Origin of the sequence: Bacillus sp. ISL-55, from assembly GCF_018613155.1 — a bacterium.
Lineage (GTDB): Bacteria > Bacillota > Bacilli > Bacillales > Cytobacillaceae > Mesobacillus.
This window is the reverse complement of the sequence record NZ_JAGGQU010000010.1, coordinates 22,102-44,009: the sequence shown is the minus strand read 5'-3', so window position 1 is coordinate 44,009 and position 21,908 is coordinate 22,102. Positions and strand designations below refer to the sequence as shown.

General features: G+C 42.2%; 16 protein-coding genes. 15 read left to right on the top strand and 1 reads right to left on the bottom strand.

Translation table 11 applies throughout. From position 1 onward, the window contains the following. Positions 1-47: 47 nt before the first annotated feature. Complete coding sequence (locus J7E32_RS06110; protein ID WP_214905124.1) at positions 48-701, bottom strand: hypothetical protein; 654 nt, start codon at positions 699-701, stop codon at positions 48-50. Positions 702-1,395: 694 nt separating this feature from the next. Between J7E32_RS06110 and J7E32_RS06105 the strand changes: the two genes are divergently transcribed. The 15 genes from J7E32_RS06105 (at position 1,396) to lacZ (ending at position 21,674) form a co-directional block, all read left to right on the top strand. Then, positions 1,396-1,896: a zinc ribbon domain-containing protein gene (locus tag J7E32_RS06105; RefSeq protein WP_214905122.1), complete on the top strand. Its 501-nt coding sequence runs from the start codon at positions 1,396-1,398 to the stop codon at positions 1,894-1,896. Position 1,897: 1 nt separating this feature from the next. Next, positions 1,898-3,514 (top strand): zinc ribbon domain-containing protein, encoded by a 1,617-nt coding sequence (locus J7E32_RS06100; protein WP_214905119.1) that lies wholly within the window; start codon positions 1,898-1,900, stop codon positions 3,512-3,514. 15 nt (positions 3,515-3,529) lie between these two features. After that, positions 3,530-4,954 carry a zinc ribbon domain-containing protein gene (locus tag J7E32_RS06095; protein ID WP_214905117.1) on the top strand — a complete coding sequence of 475 codons (1,425 nt, stop codon included), beginning with the start codon at positions 3,530-3,532 and terminating at the stop codon, positions 4,952-4,954. Positions 4,955-5,016: 62 nt separating this feature from the next. Continuing rightward, on the top strand, positions 5,017-6,477 hold the full coding sequence (locus J7E32_RS06090; protein ID WP_214905114.1) for a TcaA 3rd/4th domain-containing protein: 1,461 nt from the start codon (positions 5,017-5,019) through the stop codon (positions 6,475-6,477). Positions 6,478-6,835: 358 nt separating this feature from the next. Continuing rightward, a complete protein-coding gene (locus J7E32_RS06085) occupies positions 6,836-7,501 on the top strand; it encodes a transaldolase family protein (RefSeq protein ID WP_214905111.1) in 666 nt (221 codons plus the stop codon). Between the two features lie 78 nt (positions 7,502-7,579). Then, positions 7,580-8,251, top strand: coding sequence for a DUF4867 family protein (locus J7E32_RS06080; protein WP_214905108.1), 672 nt, complete (start codon positions 7,580-7,582; stop codon positions 8,249-8,251). 31 nt (positions 8,252-8,282) lie between these two features. Further along, a complete protein-coding gene (locus J7E32_RS06075; protein ID WP_214905106.1) occupies positions 8,283-10,328 on the top strand; it encodes an alpha-glucosidase in 2,046 nt (681 codons plus the stop codon). 19 nt (positions 10,329-10,347) lie between these two features. Continuing rightward, a complete protein-coding gene (gene sftI / locus J7E32_RS06070) occupies positions 10,348-11,691 on the top strand; it encodes a sulfoquinovose isomerase (RefSeq protein WP_214905103.1) in 1,344 nt (447 codons plus the stop codon). A gap of 20 nt (positions 11,692-11,711) precedes the next feature. After that, the gene (locus J7E32_RS06065) at positions 11,712-12,449 is read left to right on the top strand and encodes a GntR family transcriptional regulator (RefSeq protein WP_286182782.1); all 738 of its coding nucleotides are present in this window, start codon (positions 11,712-11,714) and stop codon (positions 12,447-12,449) included. 16 nt (positions 12,450-12,465) lie between these two features. Next, the gene (locus J7E32_RS06060; RefSeq protein WP_214905101.1) at positions 12,466-13,890 is read left to right on the top strand and encodes an aldehyde dehydrogenase family protein; all 1,425 of its coding nucleotides are present in this window, start codon (positions 12,466-12,468) and stop codon (positions 13,888-13,890) included. 70 nt (positions 13,891-13,960) lie between these two features. Further along, entirely contained in the window at positions 13,961-14,863 is a 903-nt protein-coding gene (locus J7E32_RS06055; RefSeq protein ID WP_214905097.1) for an AEC family transporter, read from the top strand. A gap of 178 nt (positions 14,864-15,041) precedes the next feature. Further along, positions 15,042-16,292, top strand: coding sequence for an ABC transporter substrate-binding protein (locus tag J7E32_RS06050; RefSeq protein ID WP_214905094.1), 1,251 nt, complete (start codon positions 15,042-15,044; stop codon positions 16,290-16,292). Positions 16,293-16,432: 140 nt separating this feature from the next. Beyond that, positions 16,433-17,314 (top strand): carbohydrate ABC transporter permease, encoded by an 882-nt coding sequence (locus J7E32_RS06045; protein WP_214905091.1) that lies wholly within the window; start codon positions 16,433-16,435, stop codon positions 17,312-17,314. A 54-nt stretch (positions 17,315-17,368) separates the two neighbouring features. Then, complete coding sequence (locus J7E32_RS06040; protein WP_214905088.1) at positions 17,369-18,178, top strand: carbohydrate ABC transporter permease; 810 nt, start codon at positions 17,369-17,371, stop codon at positions 18,176-18,178. Positions 18,179-18,641: 463 nt separating this feature from the next. Further along, positions 18,642-21,674 carry a beta-galactosidase, LacZ type gene (gene lacZ, locus J7E32_RS06035; protein WP_214905085.1) on the top strand — a complete coding sequence of 1,011 codons (3,033 nt, stop codon included), beginning with the start codon at positions 18,642-18,644 and terminating at the stop codon, positions 21,672-21,674. Positions 21,675-21,908 lie beyond the last annotated feature (234 nt).

Here is a 21,908-nt window from a genome sequence, read left to right as displayed (position 1 = left end):
AGAAAATAAAGGGGAGCAGGTTCTCCCCTTTATTCGGTATATGACAATCAGTCAGTTTTCTTTTTTGTGATGGTTACCATTCCATTTTCTGTTTCTAAATCATAAATAAAAGTATCGGCCCCGGATTTGTTAGAGACATAAATCACGTCTCCTGCTGGAACAGTAAAGCTTTCGCCGTTATGAGTACCTGTAATGGCGACTCCATTTTTATTAACAACTTTGTACTTTTTCACTGTAGTCTGACTGCTTACTAGAGAAATCACTAGTTCGTTTCCTTTCACAATCGAATCACCATCTGTAATTCCTCGAAGGTCAGGTAAAGAATTGACGGTTGCGACTGCATTTGCACTATACGTATTTAGAGCACCCATATCAGCATTTGCTTTTTCTAGTTCAGCGTCTTTTTTATTCAATTCAGTTTGTCCTTTTGCAACTTCTGCATTTGCTTTTTCGAACTCAGCGGCAAGGGTATCATATCCAGCTTCTAAACGATTGATTTCCTTATTCTTTTGATCAACAAACTCGTTGGCAATTTGTGCTTTCGTATATGCCTCATCGTGCATTAATGCTGCTTTTTCTTTCACCGCGTCAATATTTGCTTTAATACCGTCAAGATATTGACCCCCAGAATACGCCACACCTGACACTGTAATTGTTCCTGCTGCAACAACTGCTAATACTTTACCTGAAATAAAACCCATTTCATTTCCTCCTCAAATCAATTTTTTAAGAGTATGTAAATCTCTTACAATTTCGATTATATGTTCTTTAAAAAGAACAAACAAACAGCTAATTTGTTCGTTATTGTTCTTTTTTAATTGTTTTTCGCCAATATACTAGTTTATACTCGTTTATTCTCACTATTTCGTTCTTTATATAATATATTTTCGTTCTTTATTAAATATAAGTAATGTGCCTGCCTATGAACAAACGCAACACTCGTAATACTACGGCATAGGAACTGGCGGTATGATAATTCGAATTAACATAAAAATTATATGTTTTAGGAACAAAAGTACTATTTTAAGCCTGTTTAAAAAAAATATGGACTTTATTGATAGATGGTAGGCGGACGTTAGGGGAAAAAGAACTAAAATTATAGTATTTAATAATACTATAAAACTAGAAAAAAGCATTCTATGTAAAAGAAATTGCGGATGTCGTCGTTTTTTGTTAAAAAAATGGTCAGAATTTCACTTAAATTATGGTAATATAAATGAATTACTGGTTATCAATGGTTGAGTTGGATATCTTTTTCAGTGATTAGCAAGGCTTTTGAACTAATTATATTATCCTATTCATTCACTGTTTATATACAAATCTCTACCGATATATCCAGTTGTGAGGCTGATAGACAAATAGAAGGCCTTTGACAATAAAAAGGGGGACAAACAAATGAGTGAACTACAGACAAAGCTTGGTGGAGGATTGAATATGCTTCAAGGTTCTCTCCAACAAGGGAAACAGAAGCTTCAGGTTGCACAGGAAATCAGCCAGCAGAAGAAGCTGATCAACGAAAATGCAGAGAAAAAGGCTGAGTTGTTACTTAAAATGGGAGAGTTGGTTTACAAGAAAATTAGGACTGCAGAGCTTTCAGATCAACAGCTTGATGTACTGGCCAAAGAAATTATCCAGTTCGATCAGAGAATTTATCAATCACAGCAAACGCTTGTCCAATTGAACTTGAGTTCACAGCAAGGGAAAAATTGTAACGGCTGTGGCGGTCCAATTACAGCAGATGATAAATTCTGTGGTTCATGTGGCCAGAAGGTGGAGCAAGCTCAGGCGGTGGCAAGTGTGGAAACAGCAGCCTGCCCAGTTTGCGAAGCCGAAGTTCCAGCTCAAGCTGCCTTCTGCATATGCTGCGGAAACCAGAAGGTAGGAGGGGAGCTATAGAATGTACTGTAAAGCATGTGGAGAAAAAAGCATAGATGCAGCGAATTATTGTCCTAATGATGGTACATTGCTGCTCCCGCTAACAGCTGCAAAATTCAATGCTGCAGCAACAAAGCATTTTTGCCCTGATTGCGGAACACCGGGAAAAGGTGATCAAAACTACTGCCAGTCCTGCGGAAGCTCAATGACCCAGTTTTCAAAAGGGAGAAGCGGTGCACAAGTTAGCATTCCCCCAATCAATAAGGAAAGTCTTCAGGCAGACAAGCTGCTAAGTACTGTAAAGCTCCCAAGTATGGACAGTTTTAAGCAAGCCATTATGCCTGTTATTGTTTCTCTATTAGCACTTATTATTATATCTTTTAGCTTACTCACATTTTCTAAGGAAGCTTTCGACACTTTGATGGCTGATGTGGCAGATGAGGCCGATCTTTCCTACATGATAGAAGAAATTGCTGATCAGACAGGAGCAGATATACCAGCTTTAGATAAAATCTTTGGTCTAACCGATATTATCATGGTCTCACACTTTGTGAATCCAGAGTTATATGCCTCTTTCGATGGAGAAATGTATGGCGAGGAAGGGGAAGTAGAGACTTCCGTCGATATGTGGAGCGGTTTAATTATCTATCTTCTGGTTCCTTTCATTGCACTATTCATTGGAGGGGTGGTTGCTGGCTATCGTAACCGGAATACGGATAAAGGGTTATTGGAATCGAATCTGGCAATTTCTGTTCTCTATGGATTGACTTTATCTGTCATCTCGCTTTTTGCAGGCCTGTCCTTCAGCGAGAAGATTCGTGAAGATGCTCTGAATCTTGATATCAAACTGGGCATTGACTATTCCTTTTTTGGTTCTCTCTTCACTGGCTTTATTATGGCATTTGTGTTTGCCGGACTGGGAATGCTTTTTGCGCAGAACTTCCGTAAGTTCACTGGCAACCTATCGGAAATGATTCCATATGGTGAGGCTATACATCAGGCTTTCTCCACAATGGTAAGAGGTGTCATCCTGCTATTTGTCTTTTTCGTCATTTTCATTTCAAGCAAGTTGGATATGGCAAAAGACTGGGCTGCTTATGAACTGGGACTACAAGGTTTAGTCGATAAAATTTACTTATTTGTCGTCACTATAGCAGCCCAGCTAAGTTTGTACGTGTGGAACTTGATTCACTTTGGGAAATTCACTTTTAGTGGCAATGAAAATGGGGATGTTGGTTCCATCTCCTATTCCGTCTGGTCAGGTTTAAGTGCTAATGGTGAAGGGGAACAAGAGCTATTTTTCCTTGAAAAAGGTCTGGAAATGTTGGATATTCCCCTATACCTGAAGCTTGCGTTCATCATACCAATCCTCTTGTTTGTCTGGGCAGGATACAGGATAGCCAGCAAAGGGAACGGAATCGTCGAACTTGCTGTATTCAGTTTCGTTTATGCGATTCTTCTTGCCGGAATTGCGGCTATTACAGACATGGGCTTCACTGCAGAACTCTCTGGTTTTGATTCTGGAAAGATGGAAATGGAATGGGGATTCTCCGGTTTCGGGATGTTCATACGTAGTTTCCTGTTTGCTTTCTTGTTCTCTTATGCTGGATCATGGCTTACCAGACTTCGACAATCATAAAAGGAGCACAGGACAATGTTTTATTGTAATCATTGCGGCACTTCTGTTCCAAAAGGCAAGACCTTTTGTCCCAATTGCGGCGGTAAACTGACAAACACAGAACAGGCTAATCACGCTGTTACTCGTGAGATGAAATCATCAGGCATAAAGTTGTCAAAACCTACTATTCTCCTTTTTACAGGAGCCATTGCCGTTTTAGTCTTTCTAGTGGCTGCACATTTAGTGCTTTCTAATATCTATAAGCCTGAGAAGATTCTTTGGGAATTTGAAAAAGCGGTTGAAACAAAAGATTCGGCCACTATAGCAGAAATTCTTCGGGAAAGTGACACCGATGTAGATTTTGACACTAAAGATGTACAGGAATTCGCTTCCTATCTGACAGAGGAAAATGATTTCGATGGGATCATGAAAGAGCTTACGGACGATTTGAGGAAAGCGAAGAGCGGCCGGAAGACCGACCCTGTTCAAGATTCTAATGGTCACCGTATTTTGCAAGTTGTCGAAAACGGAAAGAAATTCTTATTCTATAAGCAGTATGGAATTCAGGCGGTGCCACTTAAAATCATGGCTGCCTCTAATTATGAAGGCGTATCAGTCCAGGTAGACGGAAATAAGGCAAAGAAGCTGGGAAAGGCAGAGGACTTCACCAAGGTGGGGTTGTTTTTACCAGGAGAATATGAAATTTCCGGAACATATAAAGGTGATTATGCTGAATTAGAATCATTACAATCTGTCTATCCTACTGAGGGTTCCGATAATATCATTGAGGCATATGTGGCCCTGGAGGGTATCCATCTTTCTTTGCGAACTAACCGCGAAGATGCGATTGTCTATATCAATGGCAAAAGCACGGGGAAAACAATCGAAGAAATGGATGGATTTGGTCCCGTAACGGCCGATGGGTCGATGAAGATTTATGCTGTTATTGATGGGTCCTCTGGTAAGGTTAAGAGCAATGTCGTCAGCGTCGAATATGATGAAGCGAAACTATGGTTCAAAGAAGATGAATACGAACCAGAAGAGGTTGTCTCGGACTCGGAGGATTATACAGAAAAAAGCTATTCTGAAGACGAACTATGGACGTTCATGAATGAGTATGTATCCTCTGGTATCGATGCAATCAATGCGCGAGATTTTTCCTATATCGCTGATTACCACCATCCTGATGGAAGTACATATGCGGAATCAAAGGATTATATCAAGTATCTGGAATCGAAGGGAATCACGGAAAAAGTTATTTCTACTAAATTGGTGGATTCGGAGGAAATGAGTGATGGTTATTCAGTCCTTATGGAGGAAGAATACTATATTACTTATAAAGACGGATCGACCAAGCATAAAGTTTTCCAAACACAATATTTGCTAAAGTGGTATCGCGATTCGGAACTAAAAGTGTTTTCCTTGTTGTCTACTAATGAGTTGTCTTCTACTGATATATAAGAAAATGGGGCCTGCGATTGTGGGCCTCGTCTTCTCTTAAGTTAAAATCATGAGGTGAAAAGATGAATTTTTGTAATGAATGTGGATCCAAACTCCAGCCTGGTTCCACTTTTTGTACGAATTGCGGCCATAAATACGTGCCGCCAAAAGCAGTTAATCTTCCTGCTAATGACTATTGCAATACCTGTGGGGAGGCAATCGGAGATGCTCCTCATCATTGTCTTGAAGTGGTCAAACCTCAAAAGAAATCAAGGGGCAAGAGTAAGGCCATCATTGGAGCTGTTGCGGCAGTATTGCTGATTGCAGCCGGTATGGGTGCGTTTTTTTATGCAAAAGCAGAATCCTCTCCTGGTCAAACAGCTAATCTATTAACTGAAAGCATGAAGAAAGGTCACCTTGAGGAAATGTCAGGTTTGATTATCCGCAGTGATAATGAAAAGGCTTTGAACAGAAGTGAGCTTGAACAATTAAATGCCTTGTTTGAAGATAGCGAAGAAGCGCTGATGCAAACGGAAAAGAGCATCAAAGAGCAGGAGACTTACCTGGAAAGCGGTAAGGGGGAAAAAGTAAATCCTGTTATTTTTGAGATTTCCAGAAAGAAAGATAAAAAGTATTTATTGATTGATCAATATGAAGTGCTGGTCCATCCGGTTTCCTTTTCAGTTGAGGTAGATCCAGATGCCCAGTTGTTTATCAATGAGAAAGAGATTAAGAATAGTTCCAAAACGCCTAAGGTAAAAGGAGTCTTGCCTGGAAGTTACGACCTTCTGGCTGTCAAAGATGGAGAATTCGGTGCCTTAGAAAAGAAAACTACCCTGCAACTATGGAGTGATATAACCCAGCCTGTCAGCCTCCTATTTGAAGAGAATTACGTGACAGTAAAGAACCCTTTCGGTGAAGTCGAATTATACTTGGATGGGAAATTACATGTGTCTTCAAGCGAATCAGTCATTAAGGCCGGACCGATTCCTGCGGGTAGAGCTGTGACCATCCAGGCCCGTGTCGATTACCCATGGGGAGAAGCAGCCACAGAAGAATATGTTGCGAATGCGGGAGAAAGCATCTCGCTGGAAATGGAGAATGCAACAGATGAAATCTCCTACTCTGTGTTCAACAGCATCTATAATTATAATCGTTCCTATATCGATTCAATTGTCTACGTAGATCCGACTTACCTTGTGAATGTAAGCGGTAAGAAGCTTGAAAAGATCCTAGATACCATAACTGACCTTAAGTCCCGAAATGTTTCGTATGCGGGCGAACTGAACAACATGACCTTTGATGCTGCATCATTGGAACTGGACAAAAACGGAAACAAATATATTGCCACTGTGAATGTCGCTGAAGAATACCTGAGCGGCTGGAAGCAAAGAGATGCACTGGAAGAGCCAGATTTAAGCGCAAAAACTTACTATTATAAATATATCGTCCAGTACAATCCAGCAGAAAATTCCTGGATTGTCATAGATAATGTCGAACAGGACAGTATTACATTTAACGACCCGGTGGTATTGGGGAACTAGTTGGGACATAGGGAATATTCTTAATAGGACCCAATCGGGAATATTGCAAGAAAAAAGGCACATCGAGAGATTTTCTTCTCTCTGATGTGTCTTTTGTTTTCTTGAATTCCAAGCTATTACTAATTCCTTTTAGTTAATCGGCCAGTGAAACAGTAGGAACAGACCCGGCATTGCTGATTAGGAAAACAATACGCTGTTTCGTATGATTTTCCGCAACTACTGAAGATTGATATCAAACTTTTGAATATTTTTTGAATATTCACTTGATATTTTGTATACGTTTTCATAAAATGGTTTTAAAGATAGTGATGTTTTGTTAAAGGTAATTATGTTACTACAAATATTGGAGGTAATAGTGATGAAGTATTTCTTGGACAGCGCGAAGATTGATGAAATCCGTTATGCATACAAACATTGGGGGATTGATGGGGTTACTACAAACCCGAAACATATCATGAATAGCGGAAAACCGTTGGTTGCTATTTTACAAGAGTTGGCGGATGAGTTTAAAGGGGTGGATAATTTTCCGATTTCAATAGAGATCAATCCGCATCTTGATGATTTTAATGAAATGGTATCCGAAGGCAGGAAGTTTGCGAGCCTTTCAGACAACTTCATTATCAAGATTCCGTGTACAGAACAAGGATTAATCGCAGCGAAAATGCTTGAAGAAGAAGGAATCCGTACAAATGTAACGCTTGTATTCTCACCTTCCCAGGCACTGCAGCCGGCACGTGTCGGAGCTGCTTTTGTTTCTCCGTTCGTTGGCTGGAAAGAGCAAAGCGGAGAAGATACAGGACCATATATTCAAGATATCGTGAACATTTACCGTACATATGGTTATGAAACTGAAATAATCGTAGCTGCCTTGCGAAACGGAAAACAGATTGCTGATGCTGCTAAGGCAGGAGCGGATATTGTCACTTGCGGATTTGATGTGTACAAAGCAAGCTTCCACCACGCATTCACAGACTACGGATTAACTGTATTTCGCGATGCATGGGACAACACGGAAACAGAATGACCTCTTCACTTTAATTGAACTTTAAGGCGATGGCATAACTGCACATTGCCTTGGAGTGGTAAAGGAGACAGTTTTTTTATGACCTCTCGGTTTGATGAGCTGAAAAGTCTGAATACACATTTGAAATTTCACCATATTGAAGGTGAGGCGTTTCGTCCCTTTGGAAAGGTCTTGAAAGGTTATGATGTTTCCTCGCTGATGGACTACGTTAAAGAAAAAACAGGAATCCCGGAAGAAGGAAATGTATATATCGCCAGTGTCCCGGAAATGGAAAGCGATCCCGTCAAAAAGGATTTCCAAAACGACGTATACGGAGAGTTCCCTGTTCAGGTTGGTTATTGCAATGGAAGGAACTCGAATCTGAATGGGCTAGAATTCCATAAAGGCAGTGAAATCAATGTCGCGGTGACTGATATGATCCTTCTTCTCGGCAGTGTGCAGGATATAACAGAAGATAGAACCTATGTTAGCAATAATTTAAGTGCATTTTACCTGCCAGAGGGAACAGTGATCGAGATGTACGGCACCACTCTCCATTTGGCTCCATGTAAAACTTCAGACAATGGTTTTAAGTGCATTGTTGTTTTACCACAAGGTACGAATACTGAACTAGAAGAAGGAAGTCCAAAGGACCCACTTCTTTTAATGAAGAATAAGTGGGTGTTGGCACATCCGGATAACAAACGAATGATAGACAGAGGAGCACATCCAGGGATTCGAGGGGAAAACCTGGAGATCTACTACAGATAGATTATAAGAGTGAATGAAATGAGGGGTATCGATGACAGCCTATGTGAAACTTGGGGCAGGATTCTCTTATGAAAGAAGTGAAAATGAGTTAGTCGTAAAGTGGAATGATGAACCGCTGATTCAGCATTCACTAAACCACCCTTGCTTTTATGTTGGGAATGGAGAAGAGATTGTTGAAATGTACCGCGGAAACTTCAATCTGCAGGATTATCTTGAAGCAAGAGTGCCACTGCGATATGCGGAAATAAAAAAGAAATCGGAAAACCAACTCGAGCTGACATTCTTTACAATGAATGATTTCTCACCACCTTTGTTTGATCTGACATTGACTCATGAAGATAATAAAATCACTATGGATTTTCACCGGCGTGATCCTCGAATCAACCGTTTTTGGTTCCGCCTCAATGCCGAAAAGGAAGAGAAAATCTATGGCTGCGGTGAACAGATGTCGTACTTCAACCTTCGTGGCAAGAACTTTCCATTATGGACCTCAGAACCAGGGGTTGGCAGGAACAAATCCACCTATGTAACCTGGATGGCGGATGTGACAGGCAAAGCCGGCGGTGACTACTATCATACAAACTATCCGCAGACTACTTTCGTTTCAAGTGAAAAATACTACTGCCATGTGGAGACGACGGCTTATGCTGACTTTAACTTCCGCAGGGAAGGCTTCCACGAGCTTCATGTATGGGAACTTCCAAAGCAGATTGTCCTCGAAGGGGCAGAAAGTTATGTAGGTCTGACTGAAAAAATCACGGCGAAGTTCGGCCGCCAGCCGGAACTGCCGGAATGGATCTATGACGGAATCATTCTTGGGATGCAGGGCGGTACCGATCTCGTAGATGAAAAAATCAATAAGGCATTAGACAAAGGAATCAAGGTTTCGGGGGTATGGTGCCAGGATTGGCAAGGAAAAAGGATCACCTCTTTCGGGAAACGATTGATGTGGAACTGGCAATGGAATCCGGAGGAGTATCCGGGTCTCGACCAGAAGCTTAAAGAGTGGAAGGAAAAAGGCATTAAGTTCCTTGGATATATCAATCCTTATTTAGCAGTGGAGGGAAACCTTTTCAAGGAAGCGGAAGAGCATGGTTACTTCGCGCTAGATGCCGAGGGGAAAACATATATTATTGATTTTGGCGAGTTTGACTGCGGTGTCATCGATTTTACAAACGAAGAAGCCTTCAAATGGTATAAAGGTGTCATAAAGAAAAATCTCATTGATTTCGGACTTGATGGCTGGATGGCAGACTTTGGTGAATACCTGCCGACTGACCTTTACTTAAGCAGCGGCGAGCCAGCCATGATGAAGCATAATGAATGGCCTGTACTTTGGGCAAAAGCAAATTATGAAGCTGTCAAGGAAGCAGGAAAACTGGGAGAAGTCGTTTACTTTATGAGAGCCGGCTATGCAGGATTCCAAAAATACTGCACACTTCTTTGGGCAGGAGACCAGTCGGTGGACTGGTCGCTTGATGACGGCCTGGCATCTGTCATCCCGGCTGCACTTTCCGCAGGTATGTCTGGAATGGGACTTCACCACAGTGATATCGGCGGCTACACAAGTTTGCATGGGATCAAGCGTGATAAAGAACTTCTATTAAGGTGGATGGACATGGCTGCCTTCACGCCTGTACTTCGCTCTCATGAAGGAAACCGTCCATATGACTGTGTTCAGTATGATGCAGACGATGAAACGATGGATCACTTCAAGAGGATGACTGATGTCTATTGCGCGCTTGCTCCATATACTAAGAGCCTGGTAAAAGAAAATGCTGAAAAGGGACTGCCGGTGCAGCGTCCGTTATTTATGCACTACGAGGATGACAAAACCGCCTATGACATTAAATATCAGTACTTATATGGAAGGGATATGCTCGTTGCGCCTGTCTATGCAGAAGGCAGAAGCACCTGGGATGTCTACTTGCCAGAAGATAATTGGATCCATCTCTGGTCAGGTGAGGAATTTTCCGGCGGGACCCATACAGTGGCTGCACCTCTTGGAAATACACCCGTTTTCTATCGTAAAGATTCCCAATGGTCGGAGCTATTCAGGAATTTAAGAAACTTATAGATTAGAAGGAGAGTCTTTCATGCTTAATACATCGATACTTTACTTACCGATCGGGAGGAAGACATTCGATTTAGAAACAGCTGAACAATATAGAAAAGATACTGTCCATATGCTCGAGGGAATGGTTAAAGATATATATACATCGGAGAACATCATCACATCTCCGGAAGAACTGAACGCTTTATTGGATCAGTTCAAGGATAAGCAATTTGACAGCATCATTTATCAAAGCACTACATTTGCTGACGGGGAGTTCCCATACGCTGTCATCCAAAAAAGAAAAGAGCCAATCGTTGTCTGGTCGGTAAGGGAGCCGAGTGTTGGCGGACGTCTGCGCCTGAACTCGCTAACCGGAGGGAATGCAACAAGCAACCTCTTGAAAGTTCATAGACACCCATACTCTTTTGTTTTCGGGAATCCTTCGGAAGAAACTCTTCAGCAAAAAATGCTGGTTGAGTTGAAAGTGAACTATATGGTGAACAGCCTGAAGCAGTTAAAAGTGGGAGTCATCGGTGAACACCCTCCAGGATTTTTCTTCTCCGATACGAACGAAGAGAAACTCAAAGAGGAAATTGGAGTCAGCTTAAAGAAGATAGAGCTGCTTAAAGCCTTTGAGGAATGCAAAAAGCTGACGGAAGAAGAGTATTCGTCGGCCCTCGAACTCGCAGAAAAACATGTGATGGGCCTAAACAAAACAGATCAGACAGTACAGAGGTTTGCCCAGTTCTACACGTATGTGGAAAAATATATTGAGTCAGAAGAAATCAAGGCACTTGCCATTCGCTGCTGGCCGGACTTTTTCAATGAACTTGGTGCTGCTGCTTGTTCCACGCTTTCCCAGTTCACTGAATATGGTGTCGTTTCTGCCTGTGAGTCAGACATCAACGGTTCAATCTCCATGTACATTTTACAAGAGCTGAGCAATGGCAGTGCACCCTATCTGGGAGACCTTGTCCATGTCAATGAAGAGAACAACTCGGTCGTATTTTGGCATTGTGGTGCAGGAGCCTATTCACTGGCACGTCCGTCTACTGGTGCACAGGCCGGGGTCCATCCGAACCGCAAGATGGGATTGACGATGGAGTTTGGCTTGAAAGCAGGAGGGGTAACAATATTCAGGCTGAGCGAAGATGCCGACGGATACCGGCTGCTCGTCATGAAAGGTGAGGCTCTTGATGTGGAACAGCCGTTTTCAGGTACTTCAGTTGAAGTTGCACTTCAAGGCGATGTGCAGGAGACGTTATATTCCTTGATGGAAAGTGGATATGAGCCACATTACGCCATTGTCTATGCTGATGTTACCGAGGAATTGCTTTCACTAGGTAAGCGCCTTGGACTACGCACTGAATATTATGGTGCTTAAAAAGAAGGGAACCAAAAGGTATGATGGTTGAAAACGGAATCGATACCAATAAGAATATTGCTCTTTATCAACAGGTGAAGGATATCCTCATCAGAAGAATACAAAATCGGATATGGGAGCCGAATACTCTCATTCCTACTGAGCAGGATTTAATGAAAGAATTCGATGTCAGCCGAACTACAATTAGGCAAGCCATTTCCATGCTTGTACAGGATGGGCTTTTAGAGAAGCGCCAGGGAAAGGGTACCATTGTCAAACCACAACAGCTTGTCGGAAGTCTCGGCAGGCTGAAGGGATTTGCAGAAGAAGTCATGGAAAAAGGTCTGACACCCCATTCCAAATTGATGCGGGTGGAGTTCACAGAAGCCTTATATGAAGAAAAACTGAACTTAGGGGTTCCTGAAGATTCTAGAATACTGATCGTCGACCGTGTACGATTTGCTGATGGTATGCCGATTGCGCTGGAGCGTTCATGCTGGCCTGAACATATCGGGGAGATCCTAATTAAACATGACTTAAACTCTGCTAAATTTTACGAAATTCTTGAACATAACAATATCATTCTGAAGCGGGCGAAGGAGAAAATTTCGGCTATGAACGCCACAATATATGAAGCCGATCTACTTGGCATTCGAGGAGGAGAGGCTTTGCTCGAAATGTCCCGCCTAAGCTTCGGGATTGATGATAAACCAATTGAATACACCCGGACGAAATATCGAAGTGATCAATACCATTATGACATTGAATTAAAACGATAAGAGGAGAGTGAGATGAATGGGAGAAAGCAAAAACTATGAATTGTTCATAAATGGTGAATGGATTGCAACGGAAGAAAAAATGCCTGTCCTTAACAAATATACTAGGGAGCCATTCGCCTCCATAAGTGTGGCTAGTGAAGAACATGTGAACCAGGCAGTAGAAGCAGCAAAAACAGCTTACAAACAAGACTGGGCTCCTTATGATCGTTATCTTGTCTTGAAAAAGGCTGCAGAAACATTAGTTGAAAGAAAAGAAGAATTTGCGAATGCTTTAGCCACTGAAGTAGGAAAGCCACTGGGTGAGTGCCGCGGTGAAGTGGAGAGGTCTGCTCTTACATTGGAAATTTCGGCAGAAGAAGCTAAACGTATTCATGGAGAAGGAGTTCCTGTGGAAAGTGCGCAGGGTTCAGAGAACCGCATGGCTTTTACAGTCCGCGTGCCAGTTGGGGTTGTTGCAGCCATCACTCCGTTCAATGTGCCGTTGAATCTTGTCTGCCATAAAGTAGGTCCTGCTTTGGCTGCCGGTAATGCAGTTGTATTGAAGCCTGCTGAAGTGACGCCTGTATCTGCCGTTCTTTTAACAAAATTATTCGAAGAAGTCGGCTTGCCTAAAGGTCGTTTGAATTTGCTGACCGGTGACGGCCCGCAAATCGGTGATGCCTTATTGGCGAATAAAAATGTCAATATGTTTACCTTTACAGGAAGCCCGCGTGTGGGAGAATTGATCCGTCAGAAAGCAGGCTTGCGAAAAGTGGCCCTCGAGCTTGGAAATAACTCCGCTACGGTTGTCCATTATGATGCCGAGCTGGAAAAGGCTGCGACATTGATTTCGCAAAAGAGCTTTAATAATGCGGGACAGGTCTGCATTTCGGTCCAGCGGGTGTATGTCCATGAGAATGTATATGATGAATTCCTATCAAGCTTAAAGGAGAAAACAGAAGGATTGAAGGTGGGAGATCCGTTTGATCCAGAAACAAATGTCGGGCCGATGATTCGCCTTGAAGAAGCGGAACGTGTGGAAGCATGGGTGAATGAAGCAGTTGAAATGGGGGCTGAGATCCTTGTTGGCGGAAAGCGTGACGGTGCTTTCTACTCACCTACTATTCTTACAAACACTCATTCTGATATGAAAATATGCCGCCAGGAAGTATTCGGTCCGGTTATTTCCATTGAAAAATACTCCAGTGAAGAAGAAGTGATCGAGAAGGTCAACGATTCGGATTATGGCTTGCAAGCAGGTTTGTTCACTACAAATCTTGGATTTGCAATGAAAGCTGCAAAACAGATTGAAGTCGGCGGACTAATCGTGAATGATGCTTCGGCTTACCGTGTTGACCATATGCCATATGGTGGTGTAAAAAGGAGCGGAACTGGAAAAGAGGGTCCTAAGTACGCCATAGAAGAAATGACAGAAGAGCGCATCATAGTCCTAAATCTGTAGTCCTCTGACGAGATAGGGGTTACTCCCGGGGGACAATGATGCAGTGTAGATAGGAAAAGGTGGGAAAGTTGTGGAGTTTGTGCTGGTGCTGCTTCCGGTGTTTAGTATATTCGCGATAGGTTTTGTCGGACAGAAGGTAATAGGGTTTGATCCCAGAAGTTTATCGAAGATGGCTATCTATCTGCTGTCTCCCTTTTTAGCCTTCAGGACTTTCTATGAGAATGAAATCAACCTGAATTATCTCTATTTGACAATCTATGCGCTAGGATTATGCTTCGGCCTGATTTCCATCGTGTATGCAGTATCTTTTATAAAAAAATACTCCCGCACTGAAACGAGTTCCTTGATTTTATCTTCCGCTTTTATGAACAACGGTAATTACGGAACACCGGTGGTGCTATTTGTCTTTGGAGAATCGGGCTTTGACATTGCCGTCATCTTGCTTGTAATCCAGCAGCTGATCATGAGTACAATCGGCGTATATTATGCCGCAAAAGGAAGCGACCAACAAGATGGTATATACACAGCTTTTAAAGCAGTGGCAAAAATGCCAATTGTATATGGGTCTCTGCTCGGTATTGTTTTTCAATTGTTAGAAATAACAATTGATTCCATGTTTTACAAGTCAATTAACTTAGTGGCAGATGCAGCAATCCCGACCATCATGGTCATTCTCGGAATGCAGCTCGCAAAGATTTCCTTGAAAAAACTTGAAGTGGAGAAACTCTCTTATTCTTTGATCATTAAACTCATGGTGGCACCAATACTCGCTCTTATTTTTGCGTCTATTTTGCCAGTTTCAGAAGAGGTAAAAGATATTATGATTCTCCTGGCGGCAATGCCATCGGCAACGAATACAACAATGTATGCACTTCAGTTCAATACTAGGCCGGTTTTTGTATCCACTTGCACGCTGATCAGTACACTCAGCAGCATTATTACACTGCCGGTTATTTTAAATATTATTCTATAGATTAATTTTTTAAAATATTTAAAAAATAGTTGAATTAGCATACAATCATGTGTATATTTTAAGTAGTTTAGTGAAAACGCTGTCATCACCTTAGTAATGGGATTAAAGGTCACGACATATGTATATAAGATAGTGATGTTGTGACCTATTTATTTAAAATAAGGGGGAAATGTACCAAATGAAAAAGAAGCTTTCGGTACTACTAATGTTGGTTCTATTAGTATCCAGTTTCATGGCAGGCTGCTCTTCAAAAGAAAGCAGCGGAGAAGGCGACGGGGGAGATAAGAAAATCAGCTTCATCCATTGGCGTGGAGAAGACTCTGAGGTTTTCAAGGAATTGATTAGCCGATTTGAGAAAGAGAATCCTGGTATTAAAGTTGAAATGACCGCTTATCCATCAGAGCAGTATCAATCAACGGCACAAACATTACTCCGTGATGGTTCTACTGGAGATGTATTCACAGCATTCCCTGGATCTCAGTTTGAAATTATTAAAAAGGCTGGCCTTTTTGAAGATTTGACAGGTGATGATATTGTTGGCAATTTCAACGAGAACCTGATCGCAGCCGGAGAAGCTGATGGCAAGCAGCTCGCACTTCCATTCCAGCTTGTATATAACCAACCGGTCTATAACAAGACTCTTTTTAAAGAGCTTGGCATTGAGCCGCCAGATGACTGGGAAGGTTTCCTGGCAATGAACGAGAAATTAAAGGAAAACGGATATACACCAATCGCTTTCCCAGGTGCTGATATTGGTCCGGGACAATTCATGAACTCCATGATGATGAACAATGCACCGGATGAAGAAATTTTTGCGAAACTGATGAATGGTGAAGCAAAACTTACGGATGAATGGTGGGTCAAGACCCTTACTCAGTTCCAAGAGCTAATGGACAAAGGCTACTTTGGTGCTGATGCACTTGGTACAAAGCATGAGGGGGCAATCGCACAAGTTGCTCAAGGAAAAGCAGCGATGCTTGCGACTGGATCCTATGCGATGGCAAATATTCAAGAATTAAATCCTGACATCGAACTAGGACTGTTGGCTCCAATCACAGTGTCTGCAGACGAGGCGGAGTATGAAGGGATCCATACCACAACATTCATGTTTGGGGTAAACAGCAAATCTAAAAACAAAGAAGAAGCAAAGAAATTCATCAACTTCCTTACTCAGCCTGAAAATGCAGAATACTATGCAAACAAGACAGGCCAATTCCTGACCATACCGGGTGTAAACTATGAGTCTGAAGCATTGAAAGCAGCTGCTGAGTGGAGCGAAAAGAAGACTCGCTTCCAGCCGCGTTACCTGATTCCTAATGCAGACGTAGAGAAAGCGGTAATTGCTTCTATTCAATCTGTACTTGGCGGAGAAGATCCTAAGAAGGCTGCAGAAGCAGCGCAGAAAATCGTCGATCAAAACATCAAGTAAATCATCAAGACGGGAGAGAGGGAGACATTCTCCTTCTCTCTTTTTTTAAAAGCAGGTTGATATCTCAGGGTGTTACTTATGTAAAGAGATAACCTCTTTCTATTAAAATACTTAACTCCAATTCATGAGGAGGGGGTTCTATGAATCTCAAGCAAAATAAGGCGTTATACTTCTTTGTGCTACCAGGCCTGATTCTATATTCAATATTTTTTATTTATCCAACTTTGAGTGCAATCTTCTATTCCCTCACGGATTGGGATGGTTTAACAGCGGACTATAACTTTGTCGGTGTTGAAAACTACATAAATATCTTTACCAATGACTCGATCTTTGTAAAAGCTTTTTCCAATAACATAAAGTTCATGTTATTCGTTGTTATTTTCCAGACAGCATTTTCTTTACTGTTCGCTATTTATTTAGTGAAAAACACAAAGACAAATGTCTTCTTGAGAGCCCTATATTTCTTCCCGACCATCTTGTCATCTGTATCGGTAGCATTCATCTGGTCATTCATTTATGACCCAAATCTGGGAATTCTGAACACCATCTTAGGGAAGCTGAACCTGGAAGTTCTTTCGCAAAACTGGCTGGGAGATCAGGACATTGCCATCTTCTCAATCGCTGTCGTACAAGTGTGGATGCATACAGGTCAAATGTTAATCATTTTCGTAGCCGGCCTGCAAAACATTCCGGAAGATTTATATGAAGTAGCTAAAATTGAAGGTGCTTCCAGATGGCAGAGTTTCCGGTTTGTTACATGGCCTATGGTTGCTCCTGCTGCTACGATCGTAGTGGCTTATACAACCATTCAATCCTTCAAAGCCTTTGACCTGATTTATGCGATGACTCGTGGTGGCCCTAACTATTCAACAGAAATTCTCGCAACATTTATATACTCAACAGCATTCAGAAGCTTTAAGTTTGGCTACGCTTCTGCTGCATCAGTCATTTTTATGATCGTGATTGCCATCATCACCATCATTCAATTCAAAGTTTTGCGCTCAGACAGAGTGAATAACTAGAACTTCCCTAAGTTAGAGGGATATATGAATTAACCAAGAAGGAGGGGGAAGGCCTTGAAGATTACTAAAGGCGGGCTTATTACCATCTATGCATTGCTAATTGCAATACCAATAGTATCAATCTTCTTTACTACATTTAAGTCTTCTGCTGAAATGTACCAGGACGTACTGGGACTTCCTGAAAGCTTTGATTTTGAGAACTATGTTTCACTCTTCATTGAAGAGTCGATGAATACGTATTTCATTAACAGCGTAATTGTCACGTTAATCTCAGTCAGCATGACTCTGTTTTTTGCCAGCCTAATTGCATTTGCCATCACCCGTATGTCAGGCTGGATCGGTAATTCTCTATTTGGTCTGTTTACCTTAGGGATGATGGTTCCAGCGCAGGTAAACATGATTCCATTGTATCAGCTTGTCTTTGACCTGGGTCTGACAAATAGCCTGACAGGTCTTATTGTTGTCAATACCTCAGTTACCTTGCCGGTTGCGGTATTTATATTGACAGGCTTCATGAAATCTCTGCCAAAGTCCCTGTTCGAGGCGAGTACTATAGATGGTGCTTCCAACTGGCAGATGTACACGAGGATTGCAATGCCACTATCCTTGCCATCCCTGTCAGCAACGGCAATATTCCTGTTCGTAATGGTGTGGAATGACTTGCTGTACCCATTGTTATTCATCACCAATAAGGATTATAAAACATTGCCGCTTGCGCTCCTTGAGTTCCAGGGAGAATATATGACCAATTATCCGATGCTGTTTACTGGAGTAATGATTGCATCAGCTCCAATGGTCATCGCCTATATTTTCCTGCAGCGCTATTTCATTGCCGGTATGACGGCAGGATCGGTAAAAGGATAGATAATGAAAAAAGAGGCCTGTTGGCTTCTTTTTTTACTGTAAAAGATGAATCGCTCGTGTCTCATTCCAGTGTAGAAATAAAAAACTGGTAAACTCATTTAGAAGGATGCTTTTCAAGTCGGAATTCTCAGTGGGAATTATATCAGTATGACTTGTTTCATTCGTTATAGTAAAATAATCATTAAAGAAGTATGTCGCAAATACATAGAAGCGTATACAAAACAACAGCTTTTAGAGGTACTTATTTGCTTTTAACAGCGAGTCTTACCCTAAAAGGGCGATCCCACCGCTAATCATAAAAAATGTATCTAGTTATTCGCCTGTAATAGAGGAATCAGAACACTTATTACGATTTCGATAATGCTAGAGTGTTTTTCTTCTTGTTCGGAGTAGCACTGCGTTCATGATTAATGAAGAAGTAGAGTCTTAGTTTAAACAGAAAAGGATAGAAAGGAAGATTGTAATGGTAATGATTCCTAAAGTAGAATGGCTTTCAGATATTCAAGTTTTTGCTGTTAATCGGGTTCCTGCCCATTCAGATCATGAGTACTATGCAACGATCGAGGAGGCGAAAAGTGGGGCACCAATGTCAATGAGGCATATGCTGAATGGTGATTGGAAATTCCATTATTCAATTAATCCGGCTCACCGTCCAGAGCATTTTTATAAAACCGACTTCGATAGTTCTGTGTGGGGAGACATCACGGTTCCTGGGCATATCCAGCTTCAAGGCCATGGGCAACCACAGTATGTGAACACGATGTATCCCTGGGATGGGATCGCCGATATCCGCCCGCCGGAAATACCAGGAGATCACAACCCAGTCGGCAGTTATGTGAAAACGTTTACTCTTCCTGCTAATATGCAGAACCAACCTGTTTATGTTTCTTTCCAGGGTGTGGAATCCGCATTCTACGTTTGGCTAAATGGCGAGTTTGTTGGATATAGCGAGGATTCCTTCACTCCAGCGGATTTTGACCTAACCCCGTATATTACCGAAGGGGAAAACAAGCTGGCCGTTGAGGTGTATCAGCGCAGTACAGGCAGTTGGCTTGAGGACCAGGATTTCTGGCGATTCTCTGGAATCTTCCGGGATGTGTATCTTTACATGGTACCTGAAATCCATGTTTTTGATGCTAATATCCGTGGTGAGCTAGATGAAACCTATAAAAAAGGGACTCTACTCGCTGACCTCACGTTTTTATCAGGTCAGCCTACTCCTGGAAAAGTAACGGCCGAGCTTTTTGATGCAAAGGGAAATCTGGTAGCTTCACAGGATGGAGAAATAAATGAAGGTGCTTCGTCAATCTCTTTCGTTGTCGATCAACCACAACTCTGGAGTGCTGAAAACCCATATCTTTATCAATTATTGATTCGCGTTTATAACGAAAGTGGAAGCTTAGTAGAGGTCATCCCGCAACAGGTTGGCTTCAGGCGTTTTGAAATGATCGATAAAATCATGCATCTGAACGGGGAGCGAATTGTTTTTAAAGGTGTTAACCGCCATGAATTCAATTGCTACACAGGAAGGACGATTTCCCGGGAAGATATGCTCTGGGATATCAAGACGCTCAAGCAGAACAATATCAATGCGGTAAGGACTTCTCATTACCCGAATCAGAGCTATTGGTATCAGTTATGCGATGAGTATGGCGTCTATGTCATTGATGAAATGAATCTTGAAACACATGGTTCATGGCAGAAAATGGGCCAGGTAGAGCCTTTGTGGAACATTCCGGGCAACAAACCGGAGTGGGAAGACATTGTCATGGACCGAGCGATATCGATGTACGAACGTGATAAGAACCACCCATCCATCCTGATTTGGTCGTGTGGAAACGAGTCTTATGGCGGCGAAGTGATTCTGAATGTTTCCCGTTATTTTAAAAAGGTAGATCCAGGACGCCTCGTTCATTATGAAGGGGTATTCTGGACTCCTGATTACCGTGAAACGAGTGATATGGAAAGCCGAATGTACGCGAAGCCGGCAGATATTGAAAAATACCTGGATGAAAATCCTGATAAGCCATATATCAGCTGTGAGTATATGCATGCGATGGGCAACTCGCTTGGCGGCATGCATAAATACACGGAGCTGGAACAGAAATACCCGATGTATCAGGGCGGCTTTATTTGGGATTATATTGACCAGTCGCTGATCAAAAAGGACCGCTATGGGAAAGAGTTTTTAGCTTACGGCGGTGACTTTGAGGACAGGCCAACAGATTATGGATTCTGTACAAATGGGATTGTGTATGCCAATCGTGAGCTTTCACCTAAAATGCAGGAAGTTAAATTCCTGTATCAGAATATCAAGCTTGTACCGGACTTTGACGGTGTAAGTATAATCAATGAAAATCTTTTTGTTGATACTACGGATTATGTACTTGAATATAGTTTGCTGCTTGAAGGGATAGAGATTTACCTTAATCAGCTTGAGGTGAATGTAAAACCGCAAAGCGAGGGAAGAGCAGAGTTCAATTTTCCTGCTGATATTGTGGCTTCTCCTGGAGAGTATTCCATTCAAACTGCTTTCAAATTGAAAGAGAAGACAGTTTGGGCGGATGCAGGCCATGAGGTTGCTTTCGGGCAATATGTTTTTGAGGTAAAAGCTGAGGAAAGGCCGGCTGTTGAAGGTGAACTTCGTGTCGTACATGGAGATGTCAATATTGGCGTTCACGGCCGTGATTTCTCCGCGATTTTCTCTAAGCAAGTTGGAAGCCTGGTATCATTGAACTTTGCTGGCAGAGAAATGATTGCCCAGCCGCCAGCTCCGTTATTTTGGAGGGCCACGACAGATAATGACCGGGGCTTTTCTCAAGGCTTTGAGTCGGGACTCTGGTTTGCCGCAAGCCTAGCTCGTAAATGTGTGGGAATTGACGTTAAGGAAGAGAGATATCAGGTTAGCATAGGCTTTACTTATAAGTTTTCGATCAGTTCAGAGGTCGAGGTAAAGGTGACATACACTGTTTTAGGTGATGGAAGTGTCCATGTTAAATCTGCGTACCACGGTGCGCAAAACCTTCCGCAAATGCCGATTTTTGCGCTGTCATTCAAGACATCTGCTGACTATGACCAGTTAGAATGGTATGCAATGGGTCCTGGAGAGAACTATTCCGACCGGTCAAAGGGTGCTAGGCTTGGAATCTTCAAAAACCAGGTAATTGATAATCTTTCAGGCTATGTCATGCCTCAGGAGTCAGGTAACCGGACTGGAGTTCGCAGACTGAGCGTCTTGAATAAGAAGGGTCAGGGAATCAGGATTTCTTCTGTAAGCGAGCCTCTCGAGTGCAATGTATCACCGTACACAGCCTTCGAGCTGGAAAATGCCCAGCATGTTTATGAGCTTCCGCCTGTTCACTATAGTGTAATTACAGTGGCAGGTAAGCAAATGGGTGTTGGCGGAGATGACAGCTGGGGTGCTCCTGTACACGATGAATATCTAATTCCAGCTGATCAGGATCTGGAGTTTGAGTTCCGGGTTGAGAGGATTTAACGTGTATTGGGACGGTTCTCCTGTCCCGTTCAAGAATTAAATATAGGGAGTGAAGTAGGTCTCCCGCATTTGGCTTGTGGATGCCAGTCTTTTGACTGTTTCCGCAAGCTTTTTTTATGATAATAAATCTCTTAATTATTGGATACACCAAAAGGGGTTTCCTAAAATTACAAGTCTAAAATAGACTAAGGACAGTTAGATTTTCCCTGGTGCCTTTATTTTGGGCACCAGAGA

Excerpts from the sequence above, each read along its gene's own strand:
- J7E32_RS06110 (WP_214905124.1), bottom strand. The coding sequence starts at position 701 with ATGGGTTTTATTTCAGGTAAAGTATTAGCAGTTGTTGCAGCAGGAACA.
- J7E32_RS06105 (WP_214905122.1), top strand. The coding sequence starts at position 1,396 with ATGAGTGAACTACAGACAAAGCTTGGTGGAGGATTGAATATGCTTCAA.
- J7E32_RS06100 (WP_214905119.1), top strand. The coding sequence starts at position 1,898 with ATGTACTGTAAAGCATGTGGAGAAAAAAGCATAGATGCAGCGAATTAT.
- J7E32_RS06095 (WP_214905117.1), top strand. The coding sequence starts at position 3,530 with ATGTTTTATTGTAATCATTGCGGCACTTCTGTTCCAAAAGGCAAGACC.
- J7E32_RS06090 (WP_214905114.1), top strand. The coding sequence starts at position 5,017 with ATGAATTTTTGTAATGAATGTGGATCCAAACTCCAGCCTGGTTCCACT.
- J7E32_RS06085 (WP_214905111.1), top strand. The coding sequence starts at position 6,836 with ATGAAGTATTTCTTGGACAGCGCGAAGATTGATGAAATCCGTTATGCA.
- J7E32_RS06080 (WP_214905108.1), top strand. The coding sequence starts at position 7,580 with ATGACCTCTCGGTTTGATGAGCTGAAAAGTCTGAATACACATTTGAAA.
- J7E32_RS06075 (WP_214905106.1), top strand. The coding sequence starts at position 8,283 with ATGACAGCCTATGTGAAACTTGGGGCAGGATTCTCTTATGAAAGAAGT.
- sftI (WP_214905103.1), top strand. The coding sequence starts at position 10,348 with ATGCTTAATACATCGATACTTTACTTACCGATCGGGAGGAAGACATTC.
- J7E32_RS06065 (WP_286182782.1), top strand. The coding sequence starts at position 11,712 with ATGATGGTTGAAAACGGAATCGATACCAATAAGAATATTGCTCTTTAT.
- J7E32_RS06060 (WP_214905101.1), top strand. The coding sequence starts at position 12,466 with ATGGGAGAAAGCAAAAACTATGAATTGTTCATAAATGGTGAATGGATT.
- J7E32_RS06050 (WP_214905094.1), top strand. The coding sequence starts at position 15,042 with ATGAAAAAGAAGCTTTCGGTACTACTAATGTTGGTTCTATTAGTATCC.
- J7E32_RS06045 (WP_214905091.1), top strand. The coding sequence starts at position 16,433 with ATGAATCTCAAGCAAAATAAGGCGTTATACTTCTTTGTGCTACCAGGC.
- lacZ (WP_214905085.1), top strand. The coding sequence starts at position 18,642 with ATGGTAATGATTCCTAAAGTAGAATGGCTTTCAGATATTCAAGTTTTT.